We start from the raw sequence: 22,213 nt of genomic DNA on the forward strand, positions 1-22,213 counted from the left end.
CGTGCGCCGGCACCTGGGTCAAGGGCACCAAGGACGGCAGCCCGCGTGAGGTCTACCTCTACCACGTGGTCGACAACCAGTGGTCCATGCGCGAGTACGGCTCCCAGGCGGTGGTGTGGCAGACCGCCGTCAACCCGGTCGTGGCCCTCGAACTGATGGCCGCCGGCGTGTGGTCCGGGGCCGGCGTCCTGGGCCCCGAAGCCCTGCCGCCCCGGCCCTTTCTCGACCTGCTCACCGCGTACGGTACCCCCTGGGGCATGCGCGAGCAGTGAATGCACGGGCCGGGGTGCACAACCCACCGGACAGGCGACCCCGGGGCGGGAAACCAGGGTGCCGGTTCCGGGACATCTCCGGCGCTGGGCCGTTTCTCCATCGCAGGATCAGTGCTCGATATGCCTGCTGAGGGTGCGTACGGCGTCGGCCGGAACGGAGGCTAACGTGGATCCCTCTGGGGGAAAGGAAAGGCTGCCGTGCCTGATGTAACGGACGTTCGTGTACTCATCACCGGGGGGAGCAGCGGCCTGGGTCTGGCGATGGCTCGGGCCCTGGCCGACGGGGGTGCCCATGTGCTGATAACGGGCCGCGGTGAGGAGCGGCTGCGGGCGGCGGTGTCCGCGCTGTCCGAAACCCCCGGTCGGGTGGACGGCATCGTCATGGACGTCCGCGACGAGGAGTCCGTACGGCACGGCGCCGAGGAGTCGTTCCGCCGGCTGGGCGGCCTGGACGTCCTGGTGAACAACGCCGGTCTGGGGATGCGGCACGTCAACCCCCGATTCCTCACTGAGCCGCGGCCTTTCTGGGAGGTGAATCCCGCGGGCTTCCGGGACGTCGTCGACACGAATCTCACGGGTTACTTCCTCGTCGCTCGCGAGATCGCGCCGCGCTTCGTCGAGCGGGGGCACGGCAAGATCATCAATATTTCGATGAACTACGAGACCATGCGACGCCGGGGCTTCGTCCCGTACGGTCCGTCCCGGGCGGGCGCGGAATCCCTGTCCGCCATCATGGCCGCCGACCTCGCCGGGTCCGGCGTCACCGTAAACATCCTGCTGCCGGGCGGCGCCACGGCCACCGGGATGATCCCCGACGACGTGCCCGACGAGCTCACCGGCTCCTTGCTCGATCCGGCCGTCATGGCGGCCCCCGTCCGCTGGCTGTGCGCCGCGGAGTCCGACGGGGTGACCGGCGAGCGGCTGGTGGCCACCGAATTCGACGCGTGGCTGAAGGAGCGCTCGCGAGCCTGACCGCCCGCCACCCGCACGGCGAGGCCAGCGGTAGGCCCTCGGACCGGACAGCGCTCGCGCCGCGGCGAAGAGGCGGCCACCCTCGCGGAGATCCAAGCCGTCGCACTATCGCCAGATAGATCACGCACTGTCACCATAAGTGCATGAGAGGCTCGGTCGGCTTGCGACGGGTTGCCCTCCCCGTCGCGGGGCTGGCCGCAGTCGGCGGGATCGGCTACGGGCTGGCCAGACTGTCCGAGTCCGACGCCGCGGCCAACTGGGCGCAGTTGGCGAGCGTGGCTCTCGCCGTCTTCGCGCGTCCCCCGCCCGGATGCGGCCGCATCGGAGGTGCTCGCGTACGCGCGTGACCACGCGTCGACGCTGCGGCTCTCGGCGTTCCTGGCCCTGGGCGCGGCCGTGCCGCTTGCCATCTGGAGCGTCTTGTGATGGATCTTGAAGGTGGGCTGCCGGGCGCGCTATCTGATTCGTGACCGGGATGGGAAGTTCCCGGCGCTCATGGACGAGATCTTCGCCGATGCAGGTAATCGAACCGTGCTCACCGGTATCCGGGTGCCGCGGGTGAACTCGATCATGGAGAGGTGGGTGCAGTCATGTCGCCGCGAACTTCTCGACCGGTGCCTCCTATGGAATGAACACCACCTGCTTCGCGCCCTGCGCGAGTACGAACGGTTCTACAACCAGCACCGAGCTCATCAGAATCTAGGCCAAGCGGCCCCGCTGCGCATCGTGCCGGATCCGATCACAGATCCAGGGCGAATCGCCGCTTTGGACATACGCCGAGGAGACCGGCTCGGCGGAGTCCTCCACGAGTACTCGCATGCGGCTTGACCTGCATTGATGTAATTCTCGGCAGGCGCAGAGTGCCCCCGGCAGGATTCGAACCTGCGGCACCCGCTTTAGGAGAGCGGTGGTTCAAGTACCACTCTGGAGGCCTGACCAGCGTAAAAGCTCCTACGACGACCACGAGGTGCTTGATCATCCCGCACATGCTCCGCTCTGGGCGGGCTGGTGACTTAGTCAACCACCAGAAGACACCGGGACTCCGGAGAGTCAGGTGCCGTAGGGCAGGGCTGGAGCACCCTCGCAGTACAGACGCTGTTCACGGTCAACCAGTGGCCCGACTTCGCCGTCTCATACTGGCCCGGCTATTTCTCGGGCGCGGGAAACGGGAGGTCTATGGAGGTAAGTGCCGAGCGGCGGCCTGGAGGTATGTGCCGATTGATGCGGTGCCGAACGAGCACGACGCTGGGATGGTGCGTCGCCATGTTGCCTCAACTGTGGCCGTCGGCACGGCGTGCTGGCAGGCCATCGTGTACCCATTCCTGCCGACCTCGCGGAGGCTAAGCGGGACCGCTCGAATAAGGAACAGTCAACACCAAACCGGTCAAAATGCCACCAGATCAGCATGAAACGGAGAAAGTTTCCCCTCGGAGCCAGACTGCCGGATTGAGGTTGCAGTGACCACCACCCACACCTGCATCCCCGCCGCCTGTTACTTGGCCGTTGCCGTCGCTGAACTCCCACTGCAGATGGGCTCTACAGGGCTATGGCCTGGGAGTTCGCAAGTTCATCCAGGGAACGACACGAATGAGTCACACGTACTTCGGCATCCTTGGGGTGATCGTTATCAATAGGCAGCTTGACGGATCACCATTCCGTCACCTAGGTCCCGTAGGTAGAGGAGTGCGCCAGATTCGACGATTGCAGCCCCCTGCTCAGATAGCCGTGCCGTGTGTCACCTGGCCCTGGGCTTCGCTGCTATTGACTAGCACGGGGACGAGATGACGATCGAGTTGCCAGCCAAGGGCCGGCAAGTACGTGTCGATGGTGCTCTGGTGACGGTAAGGGATGCCGATTGGGCTGGGGATGGGGCAATCGAACTGCTCGTTATCGACCCTGAGGGCAACCCTCGCCGAGTACTCCTTTCTGAGCAGCAACTCGTTGCTGGACTGGTGCCTGCTAATGATCGAGGCGGTGACCCTGCTCGGGCCCTTGCGGGGCTGTGGGGGCGCTGGATGCAGCACGCTGTGCCCCGGATCAGATCCGCGGTCCTGGCTACTCGCCCTCTGCGTCCGTATGCCCATCAAGATGACGCTGTCCATGGGCACATGCTCAGCCAGCCCCGTCTGCGATTCCTTTTGGGGGATGAGCCTGGAACGGGGAAAACGATCATGGCGGGGATGTATCTCACTGAGGGACGCAGGCAGGGCCTGATTCAAGGGCGATCCGTAATTATCGTGCCAGCGCATTTGGTCACAAAGTGGGAACGGGATCTGCGTCGCCTGTTTGGTGTGGAGGCCCGGCGTATCACTAACGAGATCGCTGCCGACCCAGCTGATCTTGACCCTCGTTACGACACCTGGGTCGTCTCAGTCGATCTGTTTACCCACAATCCTGATGTGCGTCGCAAGGTCGCTGGCCGTCGCACCTCCTGGTCGTTGGTGATCTTCGATGAGGCGCATCGGTTGACCCCTACCAGCCAATATCTTGCTGCCGCTCGGGAGGCAGCCGTACGAACTCACCACCTGTTGCTGCTCACCGCCACTCCGCACCGGGGTAAGGAGCACTATTTTCGTGGACTGATGAACCTGCTGGATCCGACACTGTACCCCTGGGAACCACGCCAGACCAGCTACGAAACCGCGCTGGTGCCCAGCAAGATGTCGTTCCTCCGGAGAATGAAAGAGGACCTTGTCGATCACGACGGCAAAAAGCTTTTCCCGCCCAGGTTCTCTGAGACCATTTCCGTCAGGTTGAACCCTCACGAGGCTGCAGCGTATGACGCAGTAATGCATTACGTTGAAACCTTTTACGCGGAAAACGCTACCCTGGCCCGTTCGATCTACGGCAAGCGTGTGGCCTCGAGTTTGCGAGCTGCAGCCGAGACGATCAGCCGGCGTGGGGCGGCCTTAAAAGGGGCAGCGCATGAGCGTGGGACCCTGGTAGTACCTGAAGACCTACTGGCTGGTGGCGGTCTTGGTGCGGCCGCAGATGACGACGATACCTGGGCCAGGGCAGAAAACGCACTCGTGACGTCCCGCACACGGGATAAGGGTGCGGAACTCGCTCGTGTCAATGATGTGCTGAGCACTCTTCGCCATGCCGAGCAGGCCGCCCCTCCGGCCAAATGGACGGCGCTACTGAAACTTCTGGATAAGCATGGGATCACTCCTTGTCAAGGCCAACTACTGGTGTTCACCGAGTTTGCTGATACTGCACGCTGGCTCCATAGTCGATTTGAGGACGCCGGATTCAGTACTGAGGTTCTTGATGGTGCCGTTGATCACCGCGCCCGAGACGCTCTTCAGGAGCGATTTTTGGCAGGGGAGTTTCAGGTCCTGGTGTCTACTGACGCCGGCGGTGAGGGCATTGACCTGCAATCGGCGAATGTGATGGTCGACTGGGACCTGCCGTGGTCGATGGTGCGTCTTGAGCAGCGGATGGGCCGCCTGCACAGGGTGGGCCAGCGTAACCCGGTTCATGTCTACCATCTAGTCGCCCCGCATACACGCGAGGGCCGTGTTCAAGAAGTTATGCTGCAAAACCTGGAAAGCGCGGCCGAGGCGTTAGAGGGAAAGGTTTACGATCTGCTCGACGCCACAGCCGCCGGCGCCGGATTCGACTGGGGCAAAGCCATGGTTGACGCCCAGGCTGGCCGTGAGGTCACCATCCCTGAGACCTCTGCACTCATCGAGACTGCCCGAGTTCTTGTCGCAGATGAGCGCGCACTCAGTACCCCGGCGAATGTCACCGATGCCTTGGAGCGATTCGCCGCAGACCGTCTTGAGGCGATTAACCCCGTCATCGTCGATGCGATGGTTGAGCAACTCGCACGCAGCTCCGCTTGGACGATCGATCCTGGTCCTGCGAAGGGCATACGGCACCTCCGCGCGGGCGATGGAGAGACGCTCCCCGAGGCATTGGGTGGCGGTGGCCAGGCCTATGTAGCTGCCGATGGGGCCTCAGTTCGACAGGCCATCAACGATGGTGCTACCGGGATGGACGATGTCATCGTTCTGGGGCCTACAGAAGAGCCATTCCAGCAGCTCGTTGCACATGCCCTCACTGTGGGAGAGGAAGATCTTGTCCGCGGTACCACTCTTGTGGACAGCGCCTCCCTCACCTCCTACGTACTCGCGCTGTTTGATGCCGATATTCAGCTCCATGACGGCGCCGGGCGAACTGTCCGTAAGGCCCCGCTGCTTATCCGCTGCTCGGGCGGACACGCCCTTCCCGTGGCGTGGGAGTCCCTCATGACACTGCGTACGCCTCTCCCGACCGACCCCGCTCCAGCGGGACCTACCGCTCTACCGCCTGCCACCACGCACGACGCCACGGATGCTGCCAGGGCCGAGTTAACTGCGCAGGTCAGTGCCTTGATCAGTGAACGACAGGCGTGGATCAAGGCCGCCAGGGTTCAATTGGACGCCACGCAGTACAGGTTCGAGGAGTCGATCGCCGATCGACCTCTCGCAGAACGCGTACAGCTTCTTGGCCAATTCACATCAGCCAAAGCTCAGCGCTTGTTCGTACTGAGCGACATAGCGCAGGTAAACGCTAGCGCCGTGCGACTGGTCGGCTGGGTGTTGGTCACCGGTGCTGCTCGGGCCGACCAGTTGGGCTACGACCCGGACGCCGAGAAGGTTGCGATCGCGACCGTCGTCAGAGAGTTGGAAAGGCGCGGGTTCGATGTAGATGACCGCCAGACTGCTGGCCTCGGCTACGACCTGTACGCCCGGCATCGTACGACCCGTGAGCAGCGCTTGATCGAGGTCAAGGGAGTGCAAGGGGCTCTACGCGCGGTGTGGCTTGAGCAGAACGAGTGGGCCCAAGCCCAGCAACGTGGGCGGGAGTACTGGCTATATGTCGTCGGCTCTTGCGCAACTGGTGCAGTCATCCGCCTCCGTCAGCAGGATCCCGCCTCCGTGCTCGGTGGTCCACGGCGGATCGAGCGCTTCCAAATCCCCTTGTCCGAACTGAAGAGATTGATCGGAGCTCAGGCATGACCACCTCGCTTACCGCTACCACCGCCGGGGTGAGCGGTACAGGCGGCCTCATTGGCAGAGCTGCACAGCCGGCTACACGCCTGATCGACAGCTGGTTCCCCTGCCCGGAAGTAGATGTGGCGGTCGGCACTCCGGCCGGTTCAGGGCTCAGCGAAAAGGCGATGTTCACTTGGTTTGCCTCCCGACCCATCGCCCAGGCGCGCGCCGCGGTCTTGTGTTCGCTACTGCCCGATACCTCCGAGAATCGAGCCGATATCAAAGAGGCGATCCTCACCGGAAACAGGGCCGCGATAACAAGGTTGCGGACACGAATTTCTGAACAGTACGGTGCCAGGCCTCCGGTTGTTCTTGATATGTTCTCCGGCCGCGGCATTATCTCTCTGGAGGCGAGTCGCGCCGGCGCTTCTGCCATCGGCACGGACCTGTCTCCTGTCGCCACCCTTGCTGGTCGTCTGCTGGCCGATTATCCTCTGCGGGATTGGTCCGCTGAACCGCCGTTGCCTTATTCGCCCGGAGTTGATCTTGATGAGGATAAGGAGGCGGTTGAAGCTTCCCCAGCGCAGAGCAATCGGAGAAACCAAAGAACCAGCTCTCAGCTGGGTCTTAAGGGGTTGGCTGACGAACCGCGCCTTCTCGTTGATGTCCGCACCGTCCTGTTAGAGGTCGGGCGTCGCGTTGCCGAACGAGTGGCGACGCTGTATCCGGGGAACCCTGCTCACGGCGGCAAGACACCCTGGGCCTACTTATGGGCCGTCACCATCCCCTGTGACGGGTGCGGCCGTCGATTCCCACTGATCAGCTCCATGGTGCTACGGCACCCCTACCATCGCACGCGGGACGAAGGCCAGGCCCTCGAACTTGTCTTCGAGGGTGACGAGTGGCGCACGAAAGTCTGCGATGGCCTGCCACAACAGCAGCCAACTTTTACCTCCCCAACAGGCAAGCGCGGCAAATCAGCACATTGCCCGTTTCCCGGCTGCGGCCATCCGCATAACCTGGATGTTGTCAAAGCGAAGGGCTATGCAGAGCAGTACGTTGACGCCATGCTAGCGGTGGCCGAGACAGATCCCGATACGAATCGGAAAGTTTTCCGAATCCCACGTGCCGATGAGATTGCTGCCGCCGCACACGTTGATTTCTCATCGCAGGCGCCGATAGCTCCTGGGCTTTCGGCAATTCCAAATGAGGAAATTCCGGCAACTGCCGGTGTCGATGCTCGCCAGTATGGGTTCTTAACCTATGGGTCACTGATGAACTCGCGACAAGCGGTGCTTTTCGCCACCGCGGCTCGCGTCATCGCCGAACTATACCGAGAATTGTCTGGTGTGGTCAGCGTCGAGTATGCGGCTGCGCTGTGTTCCTACGCTGCGTCCAATATTGCACGGCAGCTACGTAGGGCGACCCGCGGCTCACGCAAGGAAAGTCGCGGCAAGCCTGACGGCTCTCAGCAGAACCGGGTCTATTCCGGGGATATTTTCACTAACCAAAGTACTCTCACGCATGCTTTCGATTACATCGAGCCGGGGCCCGGGGCGGGCCCGGGAACGTGGGGCTCGGTCTCATCAAGCCTTTTAGCTGCTCTGCGTAAGGTGCTGTACGAAAACCGAATTGAGGCGGCACCTGCTCGATTCCGCCGAGCTTCGTCGGTGGCATTGCCGTTTCGGGACGCAACTGTCGACGTGCTAGTGACTGATCCCCCCTACTACGACATGATTGCGTACGCGGATTCCTCCGATCTGTCCTATGTCTGGTTTAAGCGTGCCCTCCACTCGGCGGCCCCAGACTTGTTTGATGGAAGTCTCGATGGCAAAGATGGGCTGCAGGACAAAGCAGAAGAGATTATCGTCAAGGGGCGCGGCGCCAAGGGCCAAGGTGACCACCGTACGCAAGATTTTTACGAGGTGATGTTGGCCCGGTCGTTTGCGGAGGCACGCCGTGTCCTCAAAGCCAACGGCCACATGACAGTCATCTTCGGCCACTCCGATCCCGAAGCATGGAAGCGGCTGTTGGCCGCCCTTACTAATGCCGGTTTCGTGGTCACCTCCTCCTGGCCTTCCCGCACTGAGACCGCCGTCACCGGCGTCGCGACCATCTCCGTGACCGTCTCCATCGGAGCTCGCGTCGCTCCCGCGGATCGGCCGATCGGCATCGCAGCACAAGTGGATGCCGAAGTGATCAGTCAGGTGAAGAATCGCTGCCGCGGGTGGGACAGCGATGGTTTGGCCCTGGATGACCAACTCATGGCCTCTTATGGTGCCGCACTACAGGTTGTTGGTCGGTACAGCAAAGTAATTACTCCAGACGGCAGCACCGTACCTCTGGAGCACTACATGACCCTCGCTCGTCGCGCAGTCCGCGACGCGGTCGCGCTTCGGCTGGACGAGATGCCATTAGAGACCTTCGACCCGCATACTCGATTGGCAATCTTCTGGCATGAAGTCCATGGCCGCATGGACGTTCCGAAGGGCGAGGCTAGGTTCTTCGCTCAGTCCGACGGCCTGCGGTTGGAGGACCTGCGTGGCCCAATCCTCATCGAGACTAAGGCTGGGTTCCGACTGCGGCATGATGCCCCCGAGCGGCTCACCTCCGCTTCTAGCGCTTATGAAGTCGTGCGTGGCATAGCAGCGTCGTGGTCCAGCGGCACGGAGGCGGCTGCCGCTTGCCTCTCCGCCGCAGAGCGGCCAGCGACCGATGCCCACGTGTGGGCTTTAGTCGATTGGCTCGCCACCAAACTACCCAGCTCCGACCCAACTGCCGTTGCCTTAGCGGCAGTGAAGCGTAACCGCGGGTCGATCCAGGCCGCCGTCGCCCCTGGAAGCACAAGCACTGCGGCCATACAGCCCAGCCTGTTTGAGGAGACCTCGTGACTGCATCCCCCTCCAGTTCACACTGGGCCGATATTCTCTCTCTCCGAGACGAGGTCCGGCTCACTGACGGCTCTGTGGGTGAGCTGCAAATGAGTCTGGCTAAGGCGGTCTACCAGACGGTGCTTGTGCCGTACGCCAAGTGTGAGTACTACACCGATATCACTCAGCCGACCCCGCTGTTGGTCGGTTTCCTGGGGCGCGTGGCTCGCCGACTTGGCGTTAGAGGAGTGGAGGCTCAAGCATGCTTCCACCTAGATCAGGGCATGGGCGGGGGCAAGAGCCACGCGCTCGTCGGTTTGTGGCACATGATCAACGACTCTGCGTCGTTCTTTGGCTCAGAGCTGGGTCATGCTGTTGCTGCTGAAGCCACTGCCGGCGGATATACCTTCGACCTGAGCCAGGTCGTTCCGGTCATACTGATCGGCGAGTCGATGTCCCCAGGCAAAACAGACCCGAGGTTTGGACCGGCCACCGATTTGTTCGGCCGGTTCTTGTGGCTGGCGTTCCACGGCCATCCCGACCGGATGGGCCGCTGGCGGCACTACAACGACCTTGGTGCGAATAAGGCGACGCTGCAGGCGGTCTTCGCTGAGCTTGGTCGGCCAGTGCTCATCGTCATTGACGAATTGATGGACTACGCGATGGCGCTCACCGATCAGGCTGCCATCGGCGGCTTACCGGGCGAGCAAGCCTTCCTCAACGCCCTCGCCGACGCAGTCGATGATCAGCCACAGGTCGCGCTAGTGGTAGTAATGATCCGCAGTGACGAGGATCAGGCTGGCTACCATCCGGCTGCCGAAGAGATGCGTGAATACGTCGCCGCGCGGTTGCGGCGTAACGGTGAAACCGTTACGGTCACCGAACCCGCCGACTTCGCCCAAATCATTCGCCGCCGTCTCTTCACCCGTGCCAAAGTCGACAAAGCCGCTCGGGCTGTCGCGGATGTCTACCTCGCCGCCGCCGACGAGACATGGACCAAACACGTGTATGGCAAGCTGGGTCCAGGCCGTAGCTTGGCTAGGCTCACCGATCGAATCGTTGAGACCTATCCCTTCCACCCCGACCTGTTTGAGCTGGTCTCGAAGGAGTGGTCTGTCGTCCAGGCCTTCCAGCGGGTCCGATCTACTGTCGCGATCTTCGCACGGACCGTGCTGTATTGGGTAACCGAGCATGAGGCTGGTCGGTGGACACCCGATTTGATCGGTCCCGGGGACATCCCGCTGCATACCAGCGCTTTAGAGGCACTGTTGTCCTCTGGCGTGCTGGCTGGCAATGACCGCGCTATTCAAGGTTTCCGAGCGGTAGCCAATACCGACATTATCCGCTCCGGCGGAGGCAGTGGCACGGCGTTCGCTCTCGATGCCAACCTCGCCGCGAATGGTGTCTCTGCGGGTCAGCCAGCTCCCGCCCTGCGGATGGCTACCGCCTGCTTTGTCTACAGCCTCGTGCCCCGTGCTCAGGCTGCGCGAGGAGCTACTAAAGCCGAGCTGATTGCGGCCTTAGCTGGCTCAGATGTGCCTTATGCTGCGGCCGAAGAGATCTTCAATGCGCTTATCGCAGGCCCCGCGGAAGGCGGCCTCGGCGCGCTGGACCGCACACAGCCCAGACACAGCAAGGGGCCCGAATGGTTTTTTCTATCGATTAAGCAGACGCTGAGCATGTACCATTCCAACGCGACGACGATGGTCAGCAACGACCTCGCGTTGGACCGCGTGTGGAAGCGCGCACAGCAACTTGCCAGCAAGGGCGCCTTCAGCAACCTGCACTTCGTCGCACGCTCCATCAATGGTGTCACCACCGCGGCTGCTTGCTTTGCGGACGTGGACGGACAGGAAAATCGGCTTGTTGTCCTCGATCCGCGCCGATGGAGTCTGCTTAACGGGAAAGACGCTGACACCCGCGCTGATCTCGCCGTAGCGTTCGGGGTTGCACCTGGGCTCACTACCACCTATGCAGCCTCTATGGTGGTCACGATGGTTAACACTCAACGACGTACACGTGCCCGAGATCGAGCTAGGGATGTGCTTGCCTGGGAGCTCGTTGTCGCCCAGCTCGATCCAACCGACGACGAGTATTCTGAAGCATGTTCGCGCCGGGATGAAGCCCGTATGAAGCTCGACAGTGATATTAAGTGGGCCTATCAGCACTACGCTTACCTGTTACGCACCACCGATGGGTTGACAGTACAGTATAAAACTGTACCCGATAGCAAAACCGCTTTGGCCGGACAGGATGTATGGGCTGATCTTGTGGCCGCCAGCCGTGCCGTCGCTTCCGGCGCCCTTGCTCCGGAGTATGTCGGTCAACTGATCACGGGTGGTAGCTTCGGACGCGACTTGACTCCGCGAGAACTTTTCGCGCTGCCGTATAACAACCCAACCTGGCCTATGGTAGCCACCGTGGAAGATCTGCGGCAGGCACTATTCAGCCTCGCGACCAGCAGCGAATGGATGCTTACCGATAGCGATGGCAATGAGATCCGGCCTGCCACGCCAGGACAAATTCAGCCGGCCTCGATGCAGCAGTTACTGCGTCGCCGACCCACTTCGATCCCAAAACCCCCGCCAGAGGCTGCGCCTGGCTCGGAAAGTACTCTGGCCGTCGACCCCACAAGCACGGGCGATTCTATTGGCGAGTCTGCGAGTACGACCTCCGTGCCGGCACAAGCGGTAGAGGAGCCAACTTATGAGGTGACTAGGGTCCGAATGCCTCTATCGTCACTCACTGACGACAGCAGGCGCGAGGCCGTGTGGGGGCTTATCCGTGAGCTAGCCTCCTTGGTTGATCCCGCGAAATTGAACATGGACATCCAGATGATCGGATTAGATATAACCGTCACTGCACGTACTGGCGATACATACCACTTCGTCACGAAAGCCAAATCTCTGCCCGGTGTTACGTCAGTCATCGAAGAGGAGGGGCTTTAATCTTCCGCGGCCAGCTTAGTGTGTCAGGTACTTAGGAGATGTGATCAGTGGGCCTTCGAATAGGACAAACAGTTCCCGCAGACTGGTGGATTCCCGGCCAGTCGGAGGATAATGTCATTCCCGGCACCTGCGAAATAACGAAGGAGGGAGGAATCGTAGCAAAATTACATCGCAACCCCCTTCGGTCTGCGGGGCAAGCGTCCCTCTTGGCTGCGCCACTAGAGGATATCCCACTTCTGCATGGGAGCATCTTCGGTACACCGGTGACTTTGGTTGATTGTCGGATGGGTCCCGCAACCACAAAGTTCACGCCTCAGGCCGATATAGAGCTCCGTCCCTGGCTGGCCCTCGAAGGGCTCCTGCTTGGTGATGAGGAGCTCGTGGTATCCGAAGCTCAGGTTAGACTTAGACACCAACGCATTTGGGCTAGCTGGTCACCTTTTTCCTATGAGTTCGAAGAGTCTTCTCTCCAGCCTAAGCGTCTCGCTTACCATGCCCCCGCCGGAAGGGTTACGGCTATTCCTGGGGGAACGCTCTCCATTGAAGATGACTCTGTTTTCTGGCCTCGACCCCAACAGGGCGACGCGGAAATCAAATCTCAATGCAAGTTTGTGGTTTCGCTAGACTCGCCACTACCTCTGCGGGATTTCCTTCCGCAATATATTTTGCCTCTAGAGACTTTGATTTCATTGGCGACAACCTCTATTGCGCGGATCGAGAGTCTCCATGTAACTGACAAAAGCTGGATAGCGTCCGCGACCGAGAGTGGTCGCTCTAATTTGCTCAAAGTCTGGTTTGGTCGTTCACCGTCTCAAGATGATTTTCGTGATATCACCTCTCAAGACTTGCTATTTTTGCTGAGCGATTATCGCTGGGAGGAAGTCGGGGGGAATCTTTTCTCCATACTTCCCAACTGGCGCTACATCATTGATCAGTGGATCACGCTGATCAACCGTAACTACCGTTGGCCCATACCCCGATTCCTTACTGCGGTCACCATAGTAGAAGCCGTGGATCGCATGCTTTATCTCGATAACGTTTCTGACCGGGCTAAAGAGTATGATCAAATCGCAAGCAATGTGGATGCAGCCCTCGCATCTGTTGCTGGGTTGAACTCGAAGCGCCGGGCACGCATAAGAAAGTTGATCGCGAACTCGTATGAGCCCTCTCTCGAAGACCGCCTAAAAAGGCTTTCGGTGCGGGTAGCCTGCGGGCTGGTTCCTTTGAACCTGCCCGACAATTGGGCGAAGCGAGTAGCCGCACTGCGGAATCAAATCAGTCATGGACTGCCGGCTGTGCATGATCTAGCAAGAGATCATCGCGGTGCACAAGTAGGGGAGGCGATACTGCTCCATTTACTGGAATCGCTCTTCTTGGCCGAGCTTGGATTCACGACAGAAGAGCTGGAAAAGGCGATGATGAGGCGGGCTCAGCTTGGTTGGCGTGCTTCTACTATCTCTAGAAATATCGACAGCCTTCCCGAGAGCTAAGGCGAGCTATTGGTGGTTATCTCTCCGGTGTGGACATAGTGCGATGGTCCGTGCTCATTCTCTGGGCTGTGGCCTTTGTGTCTGACAGCTTGTCACCACCGGGGCTGGCTCGGGTTGTGGGCGTTCATCTCCTCGTCTGGCATCCCTTGGGTGACCGGCGAGGAGAGGACCACCTCCCACCCGTACGGCCCCAGCTCATCTCCGAGGAGGGCCGGGGGTGCAGGGGGCGGAGCCCCTTGCGGCTCTTCCCTCCGACCTGCTTCGGGGAGTTGGACTATGTCGCCTTGGTCGTCGTCCTGGCCGCGGTGATCTCCGATCGTTTAGCGTTCGCCTTGCGCGGCTGGGAGCGCGCGGGCGGCGCCGGCCGGGACCGGCCAGAGAGCCGCAGCCCGGCCGGCTGGCCGACCGGCGCGCGAGGCGGGCCGCCGTAGGCGGCTCGCCCTTGATAGCGAGAAGAAAATTTGCTTTCGGTCGCGAGACGGGCTGTCAGCAGAGCGGTTCGGCTGTGGCCCAGACGCGTTCGAGGCTGGTGAGGTAGACGGCTGTGCTGTTTTCGTCCCTGGTGGCCGTGAGGTACAGCACGGGGGCTTGGGCTGCCGGTGTGCCGTAGGCGTGGACGTTCACGAGTAACTCGGTGTCGGCCCGGTAGATGGAGTTGTAGAGCGTCGTGCGGTGAAGACGAATCTCTACGCCGTCGACGTCCTGGAGCGGCCGGTACAGCATGAGGGCGTTGCGTACTCGGGCGGCCATGACGTCGGCTCCGATGCCTTCTTCGGCTCCTCGGGCGGTTACCTCAGGGCTGTCGGGGTCGCCGAGAAGGATGCGGATCTTCACGCCTACCTCGGCTCTGCTGGCGAGCAGTCGGATCATGCCGGTGTCCTCGGCGAGGAACAGACTGCTGTAGGTCAGGATGTCGATCTCGCGACTTGCGCCCTGGAAGAGCCGCCGCCAGATGTTCTGCGGTACGGCCCAGCGGTGGGGATAGACGGCTTTCACTTCGTGGGAAATGGTTCGCCGCGGTTGGGCGACGTCAGGCCACAGGTCACTCTCGTCGAGTTGCAGCATGTCGGCCAGGGCCCAGCGGTGGCGGGGATAGGGAATGCGGCCCTTGAGCCAGCGGTCGACCGTCTTGGGGTCCACTTCGAGGGCGGCGGCGACGTCGACGGTTCCGAGTCTGGCCCGGGCAAGGGCATGGCGCAGGGTGTCGCTCACGGGGGGTACCTCCTGGGGCGGCGGCTCTGCCTGCGACGTTAACACGAGACGTCCCTAGACGTCCCTTAGTCGCGGTGTAGAGGTTCCCCCGCCTCGGCGGAAGCTCGTTCGGCGTGGGCGCGATGAACGCGCCCACCCCAAGCCGAAAGGAGCGGGTCAGGCATGGAGCAACTGCGGCCAGTCCAGAAGCGGCAGCGCGAGTATCAGGAACAGCTCTTGAGGGAGCTGCGGGATGAGCTGGAACAGCGCGGGATCACGGCGGTCCTGATCGTGGATGAAAAGAACCGGCCTGCCCTGGACGTGACCGATAGCCGGCTTCGGCCCCGCCGTGTCTACGTCCACCTGGCGTTCTTGTGGTTCTATTGGGGTGACCAGCACGACGAGCGGGTCTCGTGCCTGCGCCTGCTGCCAGCGGCCGACCGAATCGAGAAGGCGGCGCGCGAGGGCTGGCGCGAGGGCGAACAGGGCGAACTCGGTATCGACCTGACGAAAATTCTCGATGCGCACCGCTCCTGAACGGCGCAAGGCATGGCTGACCGGACAGCGAGTCTCCGGCAAGCTGGCTGAGCGCCTACGCGAGCGGATCACGACGGGTGTCTATCCGGTGGGGAGGGCGCTGCCCTCGGAGACCGCTCTGACGGCGGAGTTCCGTGTTGCCCGCAATACGGTACGACGCGCGTTGCGGGCCTTGGAGGCGGAGGGGTTGATCGTGACTGTCCCGTCGAAGGGGCGGCTTGTGCAAGGCGCTGACGCTCCGGTCGATGCCTCCTACCGGTATCAGCTCATCGCCCGCGAGTTGCGGCGGCGGATCGAGCGGGGCGACCTCGGCCCCGGAGACCTGCTGCCCAGCGAAGCGGAACTTCGCTGGCTGTACGAGGCGTCGCGCAACACCGTAAGGCAGGCATTCGCGGAGCTGGAGCGCGAAGGGCTGATCGTGTCCCGGCAGGGCAAGGGCCGGTTCGTCCGCTCCGATGAGTAGGACGTCCTAGGACGTCTGGGTTGGTGCCCTAGGTCTTGCGGGGGCGGGTGCGCCTATCGTCTGTCTCGTGGGACAAGCTGCGTGGGCGCGGGACCTGGCCGAACGACTCCTTGCCAAGCCGCTGCCCCGCCGCTGGGCGCACACGAAAGGGGTGGCGGCGCGCGCCGTGTCGCTGGCCCCGATCCTCGGCGACGAGGCCGACGCGCTGACCGCCGCTGCCTATCTCCATGACATCGGCTACTCCCCTGAGCTGGTCGACACTGGGTTTCACCCCCTCGACGGCGCCCGCTACCTGCGCGATGTGGCGGGCGCCGACGAGCGGCTGTGCCGCCTGGTCGCCCATCACTCCTGCGCGGTCAACGAGGCCGCTGAACGCGGCCTGCTCGACGTGCTCAACGCTGAGTTCGCCCAGGAGCGGCCGGAGCTGGCCGAGGCGCTGACGTACTGCGACATGACCACCGGCCCAGATGGCCGGCATCTCGACGTCACCGAGCGCTTGGCGGAGATTCACTCACGTTACGGTCCTGAGCATTTAGTCTCGCGCTCCATCACCATGTCAACGCCCTGCATCCTGTTGGCCGTGCGGACGATCGAAGCCGCTTTGAGAGTTCGGACAGCTCACAGAAGCGACGGCTGACTTGTTACGCCTGCGCTCTCGGCTACCTGACTGAGAGCAGTCCCATGATGAGGAATGTGGCGAACACGTCTTTTCTCTCATGCCACTGATGTGGCACCATAACCAGATACATTGGTACTCTCCAGAGAGAGAATTCTGTGGGCTTATTCTCCAAGAAAAGAGCCGTTCCCGAGATCGGTGATGGCCCCGCTGAATCCTTCGAGGTGCGCTGGCGCAGAGATTTGACGCACGAGCGATATATCGACGAGTCGGCGCTATGGCAGCGGGTGCATGGCCACTATGAGCAAAGTGAAGTTCGTTGGGCTGCAAGTCCTGTTTATGTCCGCTTCAGCGACGCCGATTGGGATGGCTACGTCTACTTGACGGACGAGCGCCTTATAGTAGAGATGCACAACCCCACAGAAATGCAATGGGGGATACTTAGTCGCCCAATCCCCGAGCTTCAGCTCGTGACGTGGGACGCAGAGGCGGGAGGTATCCGAATCGGATACCTGGGGTCAGACGGGACGCCGTCTGCGTTTGTCCTTCTTCTGCACGATGGTCCACTGCAGCGGGACTTCGTGAAGGTGCTCTTCCATGTGATCAACGAACGGCTGCCTCGGATACCCAAAGCATGATTTGGCTGACCCGCAGTAAGTTGCTTCTACCCGATATAGGGCAGGCCGGTATCGGCGAGGCAGTGGCCGATCCTCAGACGCATTGAGCGGTCCATCGGCAGCGTCTCCACCTCGGCGCGTGGCACCCAGCGGACCTCGGTCGACTCGCTGCTCGGGGTCGGTTCGCCGCTGACGGGGCGGGCTGTGAGGACGATGGAGAACTCCTGCCGGGCCTCGCCGTTCGAGGTGTAGAGGATCACGTGGCGGGGGTCGGTGTAGGTGCCGACGAGGCCGGTGATTTCACAGACGATGCCGGTCTCTTCGAGGGTCTCGCGTACGGCGGCCTGGGGGAGGGATTCGCCGAGGTCGATGGCGCCACCGGGGACGGCCCAGTTGCCGTTGTCGCTGCGGCGGATCATGAGGATGTCCCCGGCGTCGTTGGTGACGACGACGTTGACGGACGGGACGAGGCTGTTCGGCTTGGGTGCGTCAGGGGCGTCGTAGTAGTCGATGCGGCGGGCCACGTCACGACCCTACCGGCGTGGCCTGCTCCCAGACCCGCTCGAAGCTGTCGACATAGGTGGCGACCATGTCCCCGCCTAACACCTTGCGCAGGTGCAGGACAGGGGCGTTGCCGGCGGGCACGCCGTACACGTGAGTGTTGACGAGAAGCTGATCGTCGCCGCGGTAAATGGAGTTGTACAGCACCGTCCGATGAAGCCGAATCTCCACCCCTTTCAGGCCGCGGATGGGCCGGTAGAGGACAAGGACGTTGCGGATCTTGGCGGCCATCCCGTCGTCAATGCCCTCATCCGCGCCGCGTTGGGCGACCTCGGGGCTGTCGGGGTCGCCGAGCAGGATGCGCACCCGTGCTCCGGCGGCGGCCTTCTCGCCGAGCATGCGCACGATGCCGGCATCGTCGGCGAGGAACAGGCCGCTGTAGACGAGGACACCGATTTCCTGTGTCGCGGACGCGAACAGACGTCCCCAGGCGTCCCGGGGGGACGGCCCAGCGGTGCGGGTAGACGGTGACGATCTCGCTCTCGGACGCCGATGCCACCTGTTCCCGGGTCAGGGCCTCGGGCCACAGGTAACTCTCGTCCATCCCCAGGTGAGCGGCGACGGCATACCGGTGTTTTCGGTACGGTGCGCGGCCTTTAGTAATCCAGCGTTCGACGGTCTTCGGGTCCACCTGGATCGCGGTCGCCAGCTCGGCGATGCTCACCCCGCGTTCCAGAAGGGCCGCGCGTAGTCGCTCGTTGGCCATCTCACCTGCCGCGTCAGGACGTCCAGGGACGTGGCAATCGTAGACGGGACGTCTTGAACATGTCCCGTCGTGTAGTGATCTCGTCCTGCCCTTCCGTCGCACTCTCGGTGTCACAACGCACCACTACCTGCGACGGAAGGAGAACAGACCATGACAGACACCACGATCGCCCCTCCGGAGGAGATGCCCGGCTGCGAGTGCGGGGCGCTGCTGGAGGAGGGACAGACCCGCTGCTCCAAGTGCATCGCTCGCGACCGCTGGGCAGGCCGTCAGGTCGCCCGCCGCCGGGCCGCCCGGCGTCGCGCCATCACCCGCCGTCCCCCGCGCGGCCCGCTCGGCGCCGCGGCTCTGGGGGTGATCTGGTCGTGAGCGCGCTACCTCTGATCATCGCCCTGGCCCTGACCGCGGTTGTGACCGTCGGCTATGTGACGGTCCTGGTCGGCATCCGGCGGGAGGACAAGGCCATGCGTGGCGGAGTCGCCTCCGGGGGTGCGTCCGCGCGGCTCGCTCGACACGTCACCGGCTTAAGAGTCCGGGACGGTGGTCCTAACTCTCGGATCGCTGAGACAAGGTCGCTTCGACCCGTGCCAAGCGTTCCGACAGGTCCCGTACGGCGGTGCGTAGCGCGATGACCTCGCTCGCCAAGTCGCCCGCCGGCCCCGGCTCGGTGTCCGGGACGTCTTCCCGGACGAACACGCCCTTGCCCTGCTGGCCGATCACCAGGCCCTCGGTCCGCAAGATCCCGACCGCGAGCTTCACAACGCTAAGTGAGGCGTCGTACCGGGCGGCGAGCTGGGTGGTCGACGGCAATGGGGAACCGGGCGGCAGAGATCCGCCGCGGATCTGCTCCCGCAGATCATCGGCGATCTGGAGGTAACCGGGCCGCCCCGTCTTCTTGACCATCCCTCTCCTGTCCTGAGGACACACATGCCATCTCAGCACAGGAGAACGACCAAGCCAACCCAGAGGTCATTGACAACCAGGTCAACATAGTTAACTATGTTGGGCACGAGCTTAAGGAGGTCCACACATGCGCACCATTCCGATCCCGGTCGACGTGACCAAGCTGCAGTTCGTCTGCGTCCGCGCGCCCCGCCCGCGCGTCCTGAACCAGGACACTGGCGAGATCAAGACCGACAAGAACGGCAACACCGTCTACGAGATCGTCCTGTCGGTGGAGGACGAGTTCGGCCGGATCGAACTCGTCAAGGTCGGCACCTCCGGCGAACCCCAGATCACCGCCGGACAGGACGTCACGCCGGTCGGCCTGGTCGGCTACGTCTGGGAGATGTCCCGGGGCGGTGAGGCCCGCTGGGGCATCAGCTACCGGGCCAGCTCGATCCTCCCGGCCGGGGTGACCGCCCATGCGTGACGCCCTGCTGATCCTGCTCGCGGGCCTGGCCGCTTCGGTGGCCGGCCTGTGGGCCTGGCACCACTACCACTTCCGCTCCTTCTGGTTGATCGTCGGCTTCCCCTTCGTCGCGGTCACCGTCCGGGCGACCTGGCGGAAGGTGGCCCTCGGGTGCGGGCTGACCAAGAAGCGGCAACGCTGGTGGTTCACCACCGTTCCCGGCGCGATCGCCTCGACCGGGCTCGTCAAAGTACGGCGGCGCTTCCAGCGGGTCGCGGTCGACACCAAACCGTTCATGTGGCTACCCCGCCCGACCCGGCACGGCTGGCGCGTTACCGTCCACACCCTCGAAGGGCAGATCCCCGCCGACTACGCCCAGGCGGCCGAACGGCTCGCGCACTCCTGGGGCGCGCATGCTGTACGGGTCTCGTCCCCTCGGCCTGGCCGCGTGGTCCTGGCCGCCACCGTGCGGGACCCGCTCGTCCGGCTCGACCACATCCCGGCCTCGGGTGACCTGCTCACCGTCCAAGTGGGGCGGCTGGAGACCGGCGGGCTGTGGACGATCGACTTCCGCACGGTGCCGCATTGGATCAACGCGGGGGCCACCCAGTCAGGGAAGTCCAATCTCGCGAACGCCTTGCTGGTCGGGCTCGCTCCGCAACCGGTCGCCCTGGTCGGCATCGACCTCAAAGGCGGCGTCGAGTTCACCCCGTACGCGCCCCGGCTGTCGGCCCTGGCGACCACGCGGGCCGAGAGCGTGGGCCTGCTGGATGACCTGATGGCCGTGATGGTCGACCGGATGGGGCTGTGCCGTACGGCCGGCGCCCGCAACATCTGGCAACTCCCGCCCGGCGTGCGGCCGATTCCGGTGGTGGTGCTGGTCGACGAGCTGGCCGAGCTGTACCTGATGGCCGACAAGTCCGAGAAAGACGAGATCGCCCATACCTCAACCGCGTTGCTACGCAACGCACAACTCGGGCGGGCGTTCGGCATCTACCTGTTCCTGTCCGGCCAGCGGATCGGCTCCGACCTCGGCCCCGGCGTCACCGCCCTCCGGGCGCAGTGCTCCGGGCGGATCTGCCACCGGGTCAACGACCCGGAAACCGCGACCATGACGCTCGGCGACCTCGACCCCGCCGCCCTGGTGTCCGCCCGCGCCATACCCGCCGAGACACCCGGCGTCGCGATCATCGCCCATCAGGACGGCCAGTGGTACCGCGCCCGCTCCTTCCACGTCTCCGAGCAGACCGCAGAACACACCGCCCGGCACTGGTCCCGGCTCACTCCCACGTGGGCCGAGATCGCCCAGCCCGGCCGCGTCACCGGCCTCGATGAGGCCGCGCTCTCCGAGTTGCTGTCCGCCTGACCACGAAAGGGGGTAACGATGCGACGCCTTGCCTCATGGCTGCTCGACACCGGGCCGGTTCTCGTCCTGGCCGCCATCGCGGGTGCCGGATCGTTCACCCACATCCACGACACCGCCACCGACCACGGACAGACCGGCTGGATGTCGTGGGCCGTGGCCGTCTGCGTCGACCTCACCTGCGTCATGGCCGCCCGCGAACGCCAGCGGGACAAGAAGACCGGACGCCAACGCACCGGGTGGATGTCCTGGCCCACGCTCGTCCTGGCTGGTGGGATCGTGCTCTCCCTGGCCGCCAATCTGCACCAGGCCGAGCCGACCGTGTGGGGCTGGCTGACGGCAGCCACTCCCGCCGGGGCGTTCCTCATCGCCGTCTCGATGCTCGAACGCCGTGCCGCCGCCCCTCGTTCCGCACCGTCGGCGCCCGTCCTGACCGTCGATGCCGTCCCGTCCTCGTCGTCCCCGGCTCCTGCGCTCGTCCCCGCCACCGAGGACGGGCAGGACGGCGAGCCGGGACCATCCCCGGCCTTGGTCGCCTACGCCCGCCGCGTGGCCGATGAGCACCAGGCCAAGCACGGCAAGCCGATCACCCGCGACCTGCTGCGCGCCCGCCTCGGCGTGTCCAACCAGCTCGCCTCCGACCTGCTCCGCAGCCTCCGCACCGCATCCGAACCCGCCTGACGAAAGGAGATCAGCCCATGAACGACGACCACCGTTCCGCACTCATCGCCGGGCTCCGCGCCCTGGCCGACTTCCTGGACGCCAACCCTGCCGTCCCCGTCCCGTACTCGGTCAACGTGCTGCACTTCCCGCACCGCGCCACGGACGCTGAGATGTGCGCCGAGGTCGACCACATCGCCGAACTCCTCGGCACGTCGATTGATCCGCGCGAGCGCGAGTCCGGCCACTACGCCGCCTCGATCCGCTTCGGCCCCGTCGAGTACCGGGCCGTGGCCATCCTGGCCGCCCGCCGCGCCCAGTACGAGGCCGAACGCAGCTACGAGGGCTGCATCCAGCCCGACCCCATCCCTGACCAGAACGCGGCGCAGGCCGCCTGACCACGAAAGGAGGTGACACCCATGCCCGACACCGAGCAGGCCCCGCCCGCGACTCCCGCGCCGATCACGCCTCAGCGGTGGCAGTGCTGCCACTGCGGCGGAGGCGGTCTCGACTCCTACGGCGAGACCTGCCGCCACTGTGACGGGCTCGGCTTCTGCTGAACCCCGTCAGCGCCCCCGGCCTGGCCGTACATCCGCCAAGACAACCGCCAGGTC

22 protein-coding genes and 1 tRNA gene are annotated in these 22,213 nt (G+C 63.5%); 18 read left to right on the top strand and 5 right to left on the bottom strand.

What is annotated here, in order from left to right; all coding sequences use genetic code 11:
* The 4 genes from FLW16_RS39360 to FLW16_RS39375 all read left to right on the top strand — a co-directional run.
* Positions 1-272 (top strand): saccharopine dehydrogenase C-terminal domain-containing protein (locus tag FLW16_RS39360; protein ID WP_396687091.1); only part of this gene is annotated, 272 nt, incomplete at its 5' end.
* A gap of 198 nt (positions 273-470) precedes the next feature.
* Positions 471-1,244 (top strand): SDR family NAD(P)-dependent oxidoreductase, encoded by a 774-nt coding sequence (locus FLW16_RS39365; RefSeq protein ID WP_142566090.1) that lies wholly within the window; start codon positions 471-473, stop codon positions 1,242-1,244.
* A 143-nt stretch (positions 1,245-1,387) separates the two neighbouring features.
* The gene (locus tag FLW16_RS39370) at positions 1,388-1,591 is read left to right on the top strand and encodes a hypothetical protein (protein WP_142566091.1); all 204 of its coding nucleotides are present in this window, start codon (positions 1,388-1,390) and stop codon (positions 1,589-1,591) included.
* Between the two features lie 148 nt (positions 1,592-1,739).
* On the top strand, positions 1,740-2,072 hold the full coding sequence (locus FLW16_RS39375; RefSeq protein WP_142566092.1) for an integrase core domain-containing protein: 333 nt from the start codon (positions 1,740-1,742) through the stop codon (positions 2,070-2,072).
* Between the two features lie 33 nt (positions 2,073-2,105).
* Here the strand turns inward: FLW16_RS39375 and FLW16_RS39380 are convergent.
* A tRNA-Arg gene (locus tag FLW16_RS39380) sits at positions 2,106-2,176 on the bottom strand.
* 1,083 nt (positions 2,177-3,259) lie between these two features.
* Here FLW16_RS39380 and FLW16_RS39385 point away from each other — a divergent pair.
* From FLW16_RS39385 to FLW16_RS39400, 4 genes are read left to right on the top strand one after another with little or no spacing between them, the layout of a single operon-like run.
* On the top strand, positions 3,260-6,250 hold the full coding sequence (locus tag FLW16_RS39385) for a helicase-related protein (RefSeq protein WP_396687107.1): 2,991 nt from the start codon (positions 3,260-3,262) through the stop codon (positions 6,248-6,250).
* Positions 6,247-9,117: a DUF1156 domain-containing protein gene (locus FLW16_RS39390; RefSeq protein ID WP_142566094.1), complete on the top strand. Its 2,871-nt coding sequence runs from the start codon at positions 6,247-6,249 to the stop codon at positions 9,115-9,117. Before FLW16_RS39385 ends, FLW16_RS39390 begins: the two co-directional genes overlap by 4 nt.
* Positions 9,114-12,044: a DUF499 domain-containing protein gene (locus FLW16_RS39395; protein WP_142566095.1), complete on the top strand. Its 2,931-nt coding sequence runs from the start codon at positions 9,114-9,116 to the stop codon at positions 12,042-12,044. The genes FLW16_RS39390 and FLW16_RS39395 overlap by 4 nt, the downstream gene beginning before the upstream one ends.
* 47 nt (positions 12,045-12,091) lie before the next feature.
* The gene (locus FLW16_RS39400) at positions 12,092-13,534 is read left to right on the top strand and encodes a HEPN domain-containing protein (RefSeq protein WP_185949794.1); all 1,443 of its coding nucleotides are present in this window, start codon (positions 12,092-12,094) and stop codon (positions 13,532-13,534) included.
* A 486-nt stretch (positions 13,535-14,020) separates the two neighbouring features.
* Here FLW16_RS39400 and FLW16_RS39405 read toward each other — a convergent pair whose 3' ends face one another.
* Positions 14,021-14,746 carry an XRE family transcriptional regulator gene (locus FLW16_RS39405; protein ID WP_142566097.1) on the bottom strand — a complete coding sequence of 242 codons (726 nt, stop codon included), beginning with the start codon at positions 14,744-14,746 and terminating at the stop codon, positions 14,021-14,023.
* Between the two features lie 162 nt (positions 14,747-14,908).
* On the opposite strand from FLW16_RS39405, the gene FLW16_RS39410 reads away from it, so the two are divergent.
* The 4 genes from FLW16_RS39410 to FLW16_RS39425 all read left to right on the top strand — a co-directional run bounded on the left by FLW16_RS39410 (position 14,909) and on the right by FLW16_RS39425 (position 16,979).
* Positions 14,909-15,262, top strand: a complete 354-nt coding sequence (locus FLW16_RS39410) for a hypothetical protein (RefSeq protein WP_142566098.1) — start codon at positions 14,909-14,911, stop codon at positions 15,260-15,262.
* Positions 15,246-15,725, top strand: coding sequence for a GntR family transcriptional regulator (locus FLW16_RS39415; RefSeq protein WP_142566099.1), 480 nt, complete (start codon positions 15,246-15,248; stop codon positions 15,723-15,725). Before FLW16_RS39410 ends, FLW16_RS39415 begins: the two co-directional genes overlap by 17 nt.
* Before the next feature lie 67 nt (positions 15,726-15,792).
* The gene (locus tag FLW16_RS39420; RefSeq protein ID WP_185949795.1) at positions 15,793-16,362 is read left to right on the top strand and encodes an HD domain-containing protein; all 570 of its coding nucleotides are present in this window, start codon (positions 15,793-15,795) and stop codon (positions 16,360-16,362) included.
* Positions 16,363-16,499: 137 nt separating this feature from the next.
* A complete protein-coding gene (locus FLW16_RS39425) occupies positions 16,500-16,979 on the top strand; it encodes a hypothetical protein (protein ID WP_142566101.1) in 480 nt (159 codons plus the stop codon).
* Between the two features lie 26 nt (positions 16,980-17,005).
* Here FLW16_RS39425 and FLW16_RS39430 read toward each other — a convergent pair whose 3' ends face one another.
* Both FLW16_RS39430 and FLW16_RS46065 read right to left on the bottom strand, forming a co-directional pair.
* Positions 17,006-17,482 (bottom strand): NUDIX hydrolase, encoded by a 477-nt coding sequence (locus FLW16_RS39430; protein ID WP_142566102.1) that lies wholly within the window; start codon positions 17,480-17,482, stop codon positions 17,006-17,008.
* 1 nt (position 17,483) lies between these two features.
* A complete protein-coding gene (locus FLW16_RS46065) occupies positions 17,484-17,858 on the bottom strand; it encodes a hypothetical protein (RefSeq protein WP_312847187.1) in 375 nt (124 codons plus the stop codon).
* A 517-nt stretch (positions 17,859-18,375) separates the two neighbouring features.
* Here FLW16_RS46065 and FLW16_RS39440 point away from each other — a divergent pair.
* Entirely contained in the window at positions 18,376-18,594 is a 219-nt protein-coding gene (locus FLW16_RS39440) for a hypothetical protein (RefSeq protein WP_142566103.1), read from the top strand.
* A 177-nt stretch (positions 18,595-18,771) separates the two neighbouring features.
* Here the strand turns inward: FLW16_RS39440 and FLW16_RS39450 are convergent, their stop codons facing one another.
* Positions 18,772-19,128 (bottom strand): GntR family transcriptional regulator, encoded by a 357-nt coding sequence (locus tag FLW16_RS39450; protein WP_142566105.1) that lies wholly within the window; start codon positions 19,126-19,128, stop codon positions 18,772-18,774.
* Positions 19,129-19,255: 127 nt separating this feature from the next.
* Between FLW16_RS39450 and FLW16_RS39455 the strand changes: the two genes are divergently transcribed.
* The 5 genes from FLW16_RS39455 to FLW16_RS44205 are packed head-to-tail and all read left to right on the top strand — an operon-like array spanning position 19,256 to position 22,159.
* The gene (locus FLW16_RS39455) at positions 19,256-19,597 is read left to right on the top strand and encodes a hypothetical protein (protein ID WP_142566106.1); all 342 of its coding nucleotides are present in this window, start codon (positions 19,256-19,258) and stop codon (positions 19,595-19,597) included.
* Positions 19,590-20,942, top strand: a complete 1,353-nt coding sequence (locus FLW16_RS39460; RefSeq protein WP_142566107.1) for an FtsK/SpoIIIE domain-containing protein — start codon at positions 19,590-19,592, stop codon at positions 20,940-20,942. Before FLW16_RS39455 ends, FLW16_RS39460 begins: the two co-directional genes overlap by 8 nt.
* A gap of 18 nt (positions 20,943-20,960) precedes the next feature.
* Positions 20,961-21,620 (top strand): DUF2637 domain-containing protein, encoded by a 660-nt coding sequence (locus FLW16_RS39465; protein WP_142566108.1) that lies wholly within the window; start codon positions 20,961-20,963, stop codon positions 21,618-21,620.
* 17 nt (positions 21,621-21,637) lie between these two features.
* Positions 21,638-21,997, top strand: coding sequence for a hypothetical protein (locus FLW16_RS39470; protein ID WP_142566109.1), 360 nt, complete (start codon positions 21,638-21,640; stop codon positions 21,995-21,997).
* A 21-nt stretch (positions 21,998-22,018) separates the two neighbouring features.
* The gene (locus FLW16_RS44205; RefSeq protein WP_185949796.1) at positions 22,019-22,159 is read left to right on the top strand and encodes a hypothetical protein; all 141 of its coding nucleotides are present in this window, start codon (positions 22,019-22,021) and stop codon (positions 22,157-22,159) included.
* Positions 22,160-22,213 lie beyond the last annotated feature (54 nt).

It is taken from the genome of Microbispora sp. KK1-11 (assembly GCF_006874435.1).
In the GTDB taxonomy this organism is placed as follows: domain Bacteria; phylum Actinomycetota; class Actinomycetes; order Streptosporangiales; family Streptosporangiaceae; genus Microbispora; species Microbispora catharanthi.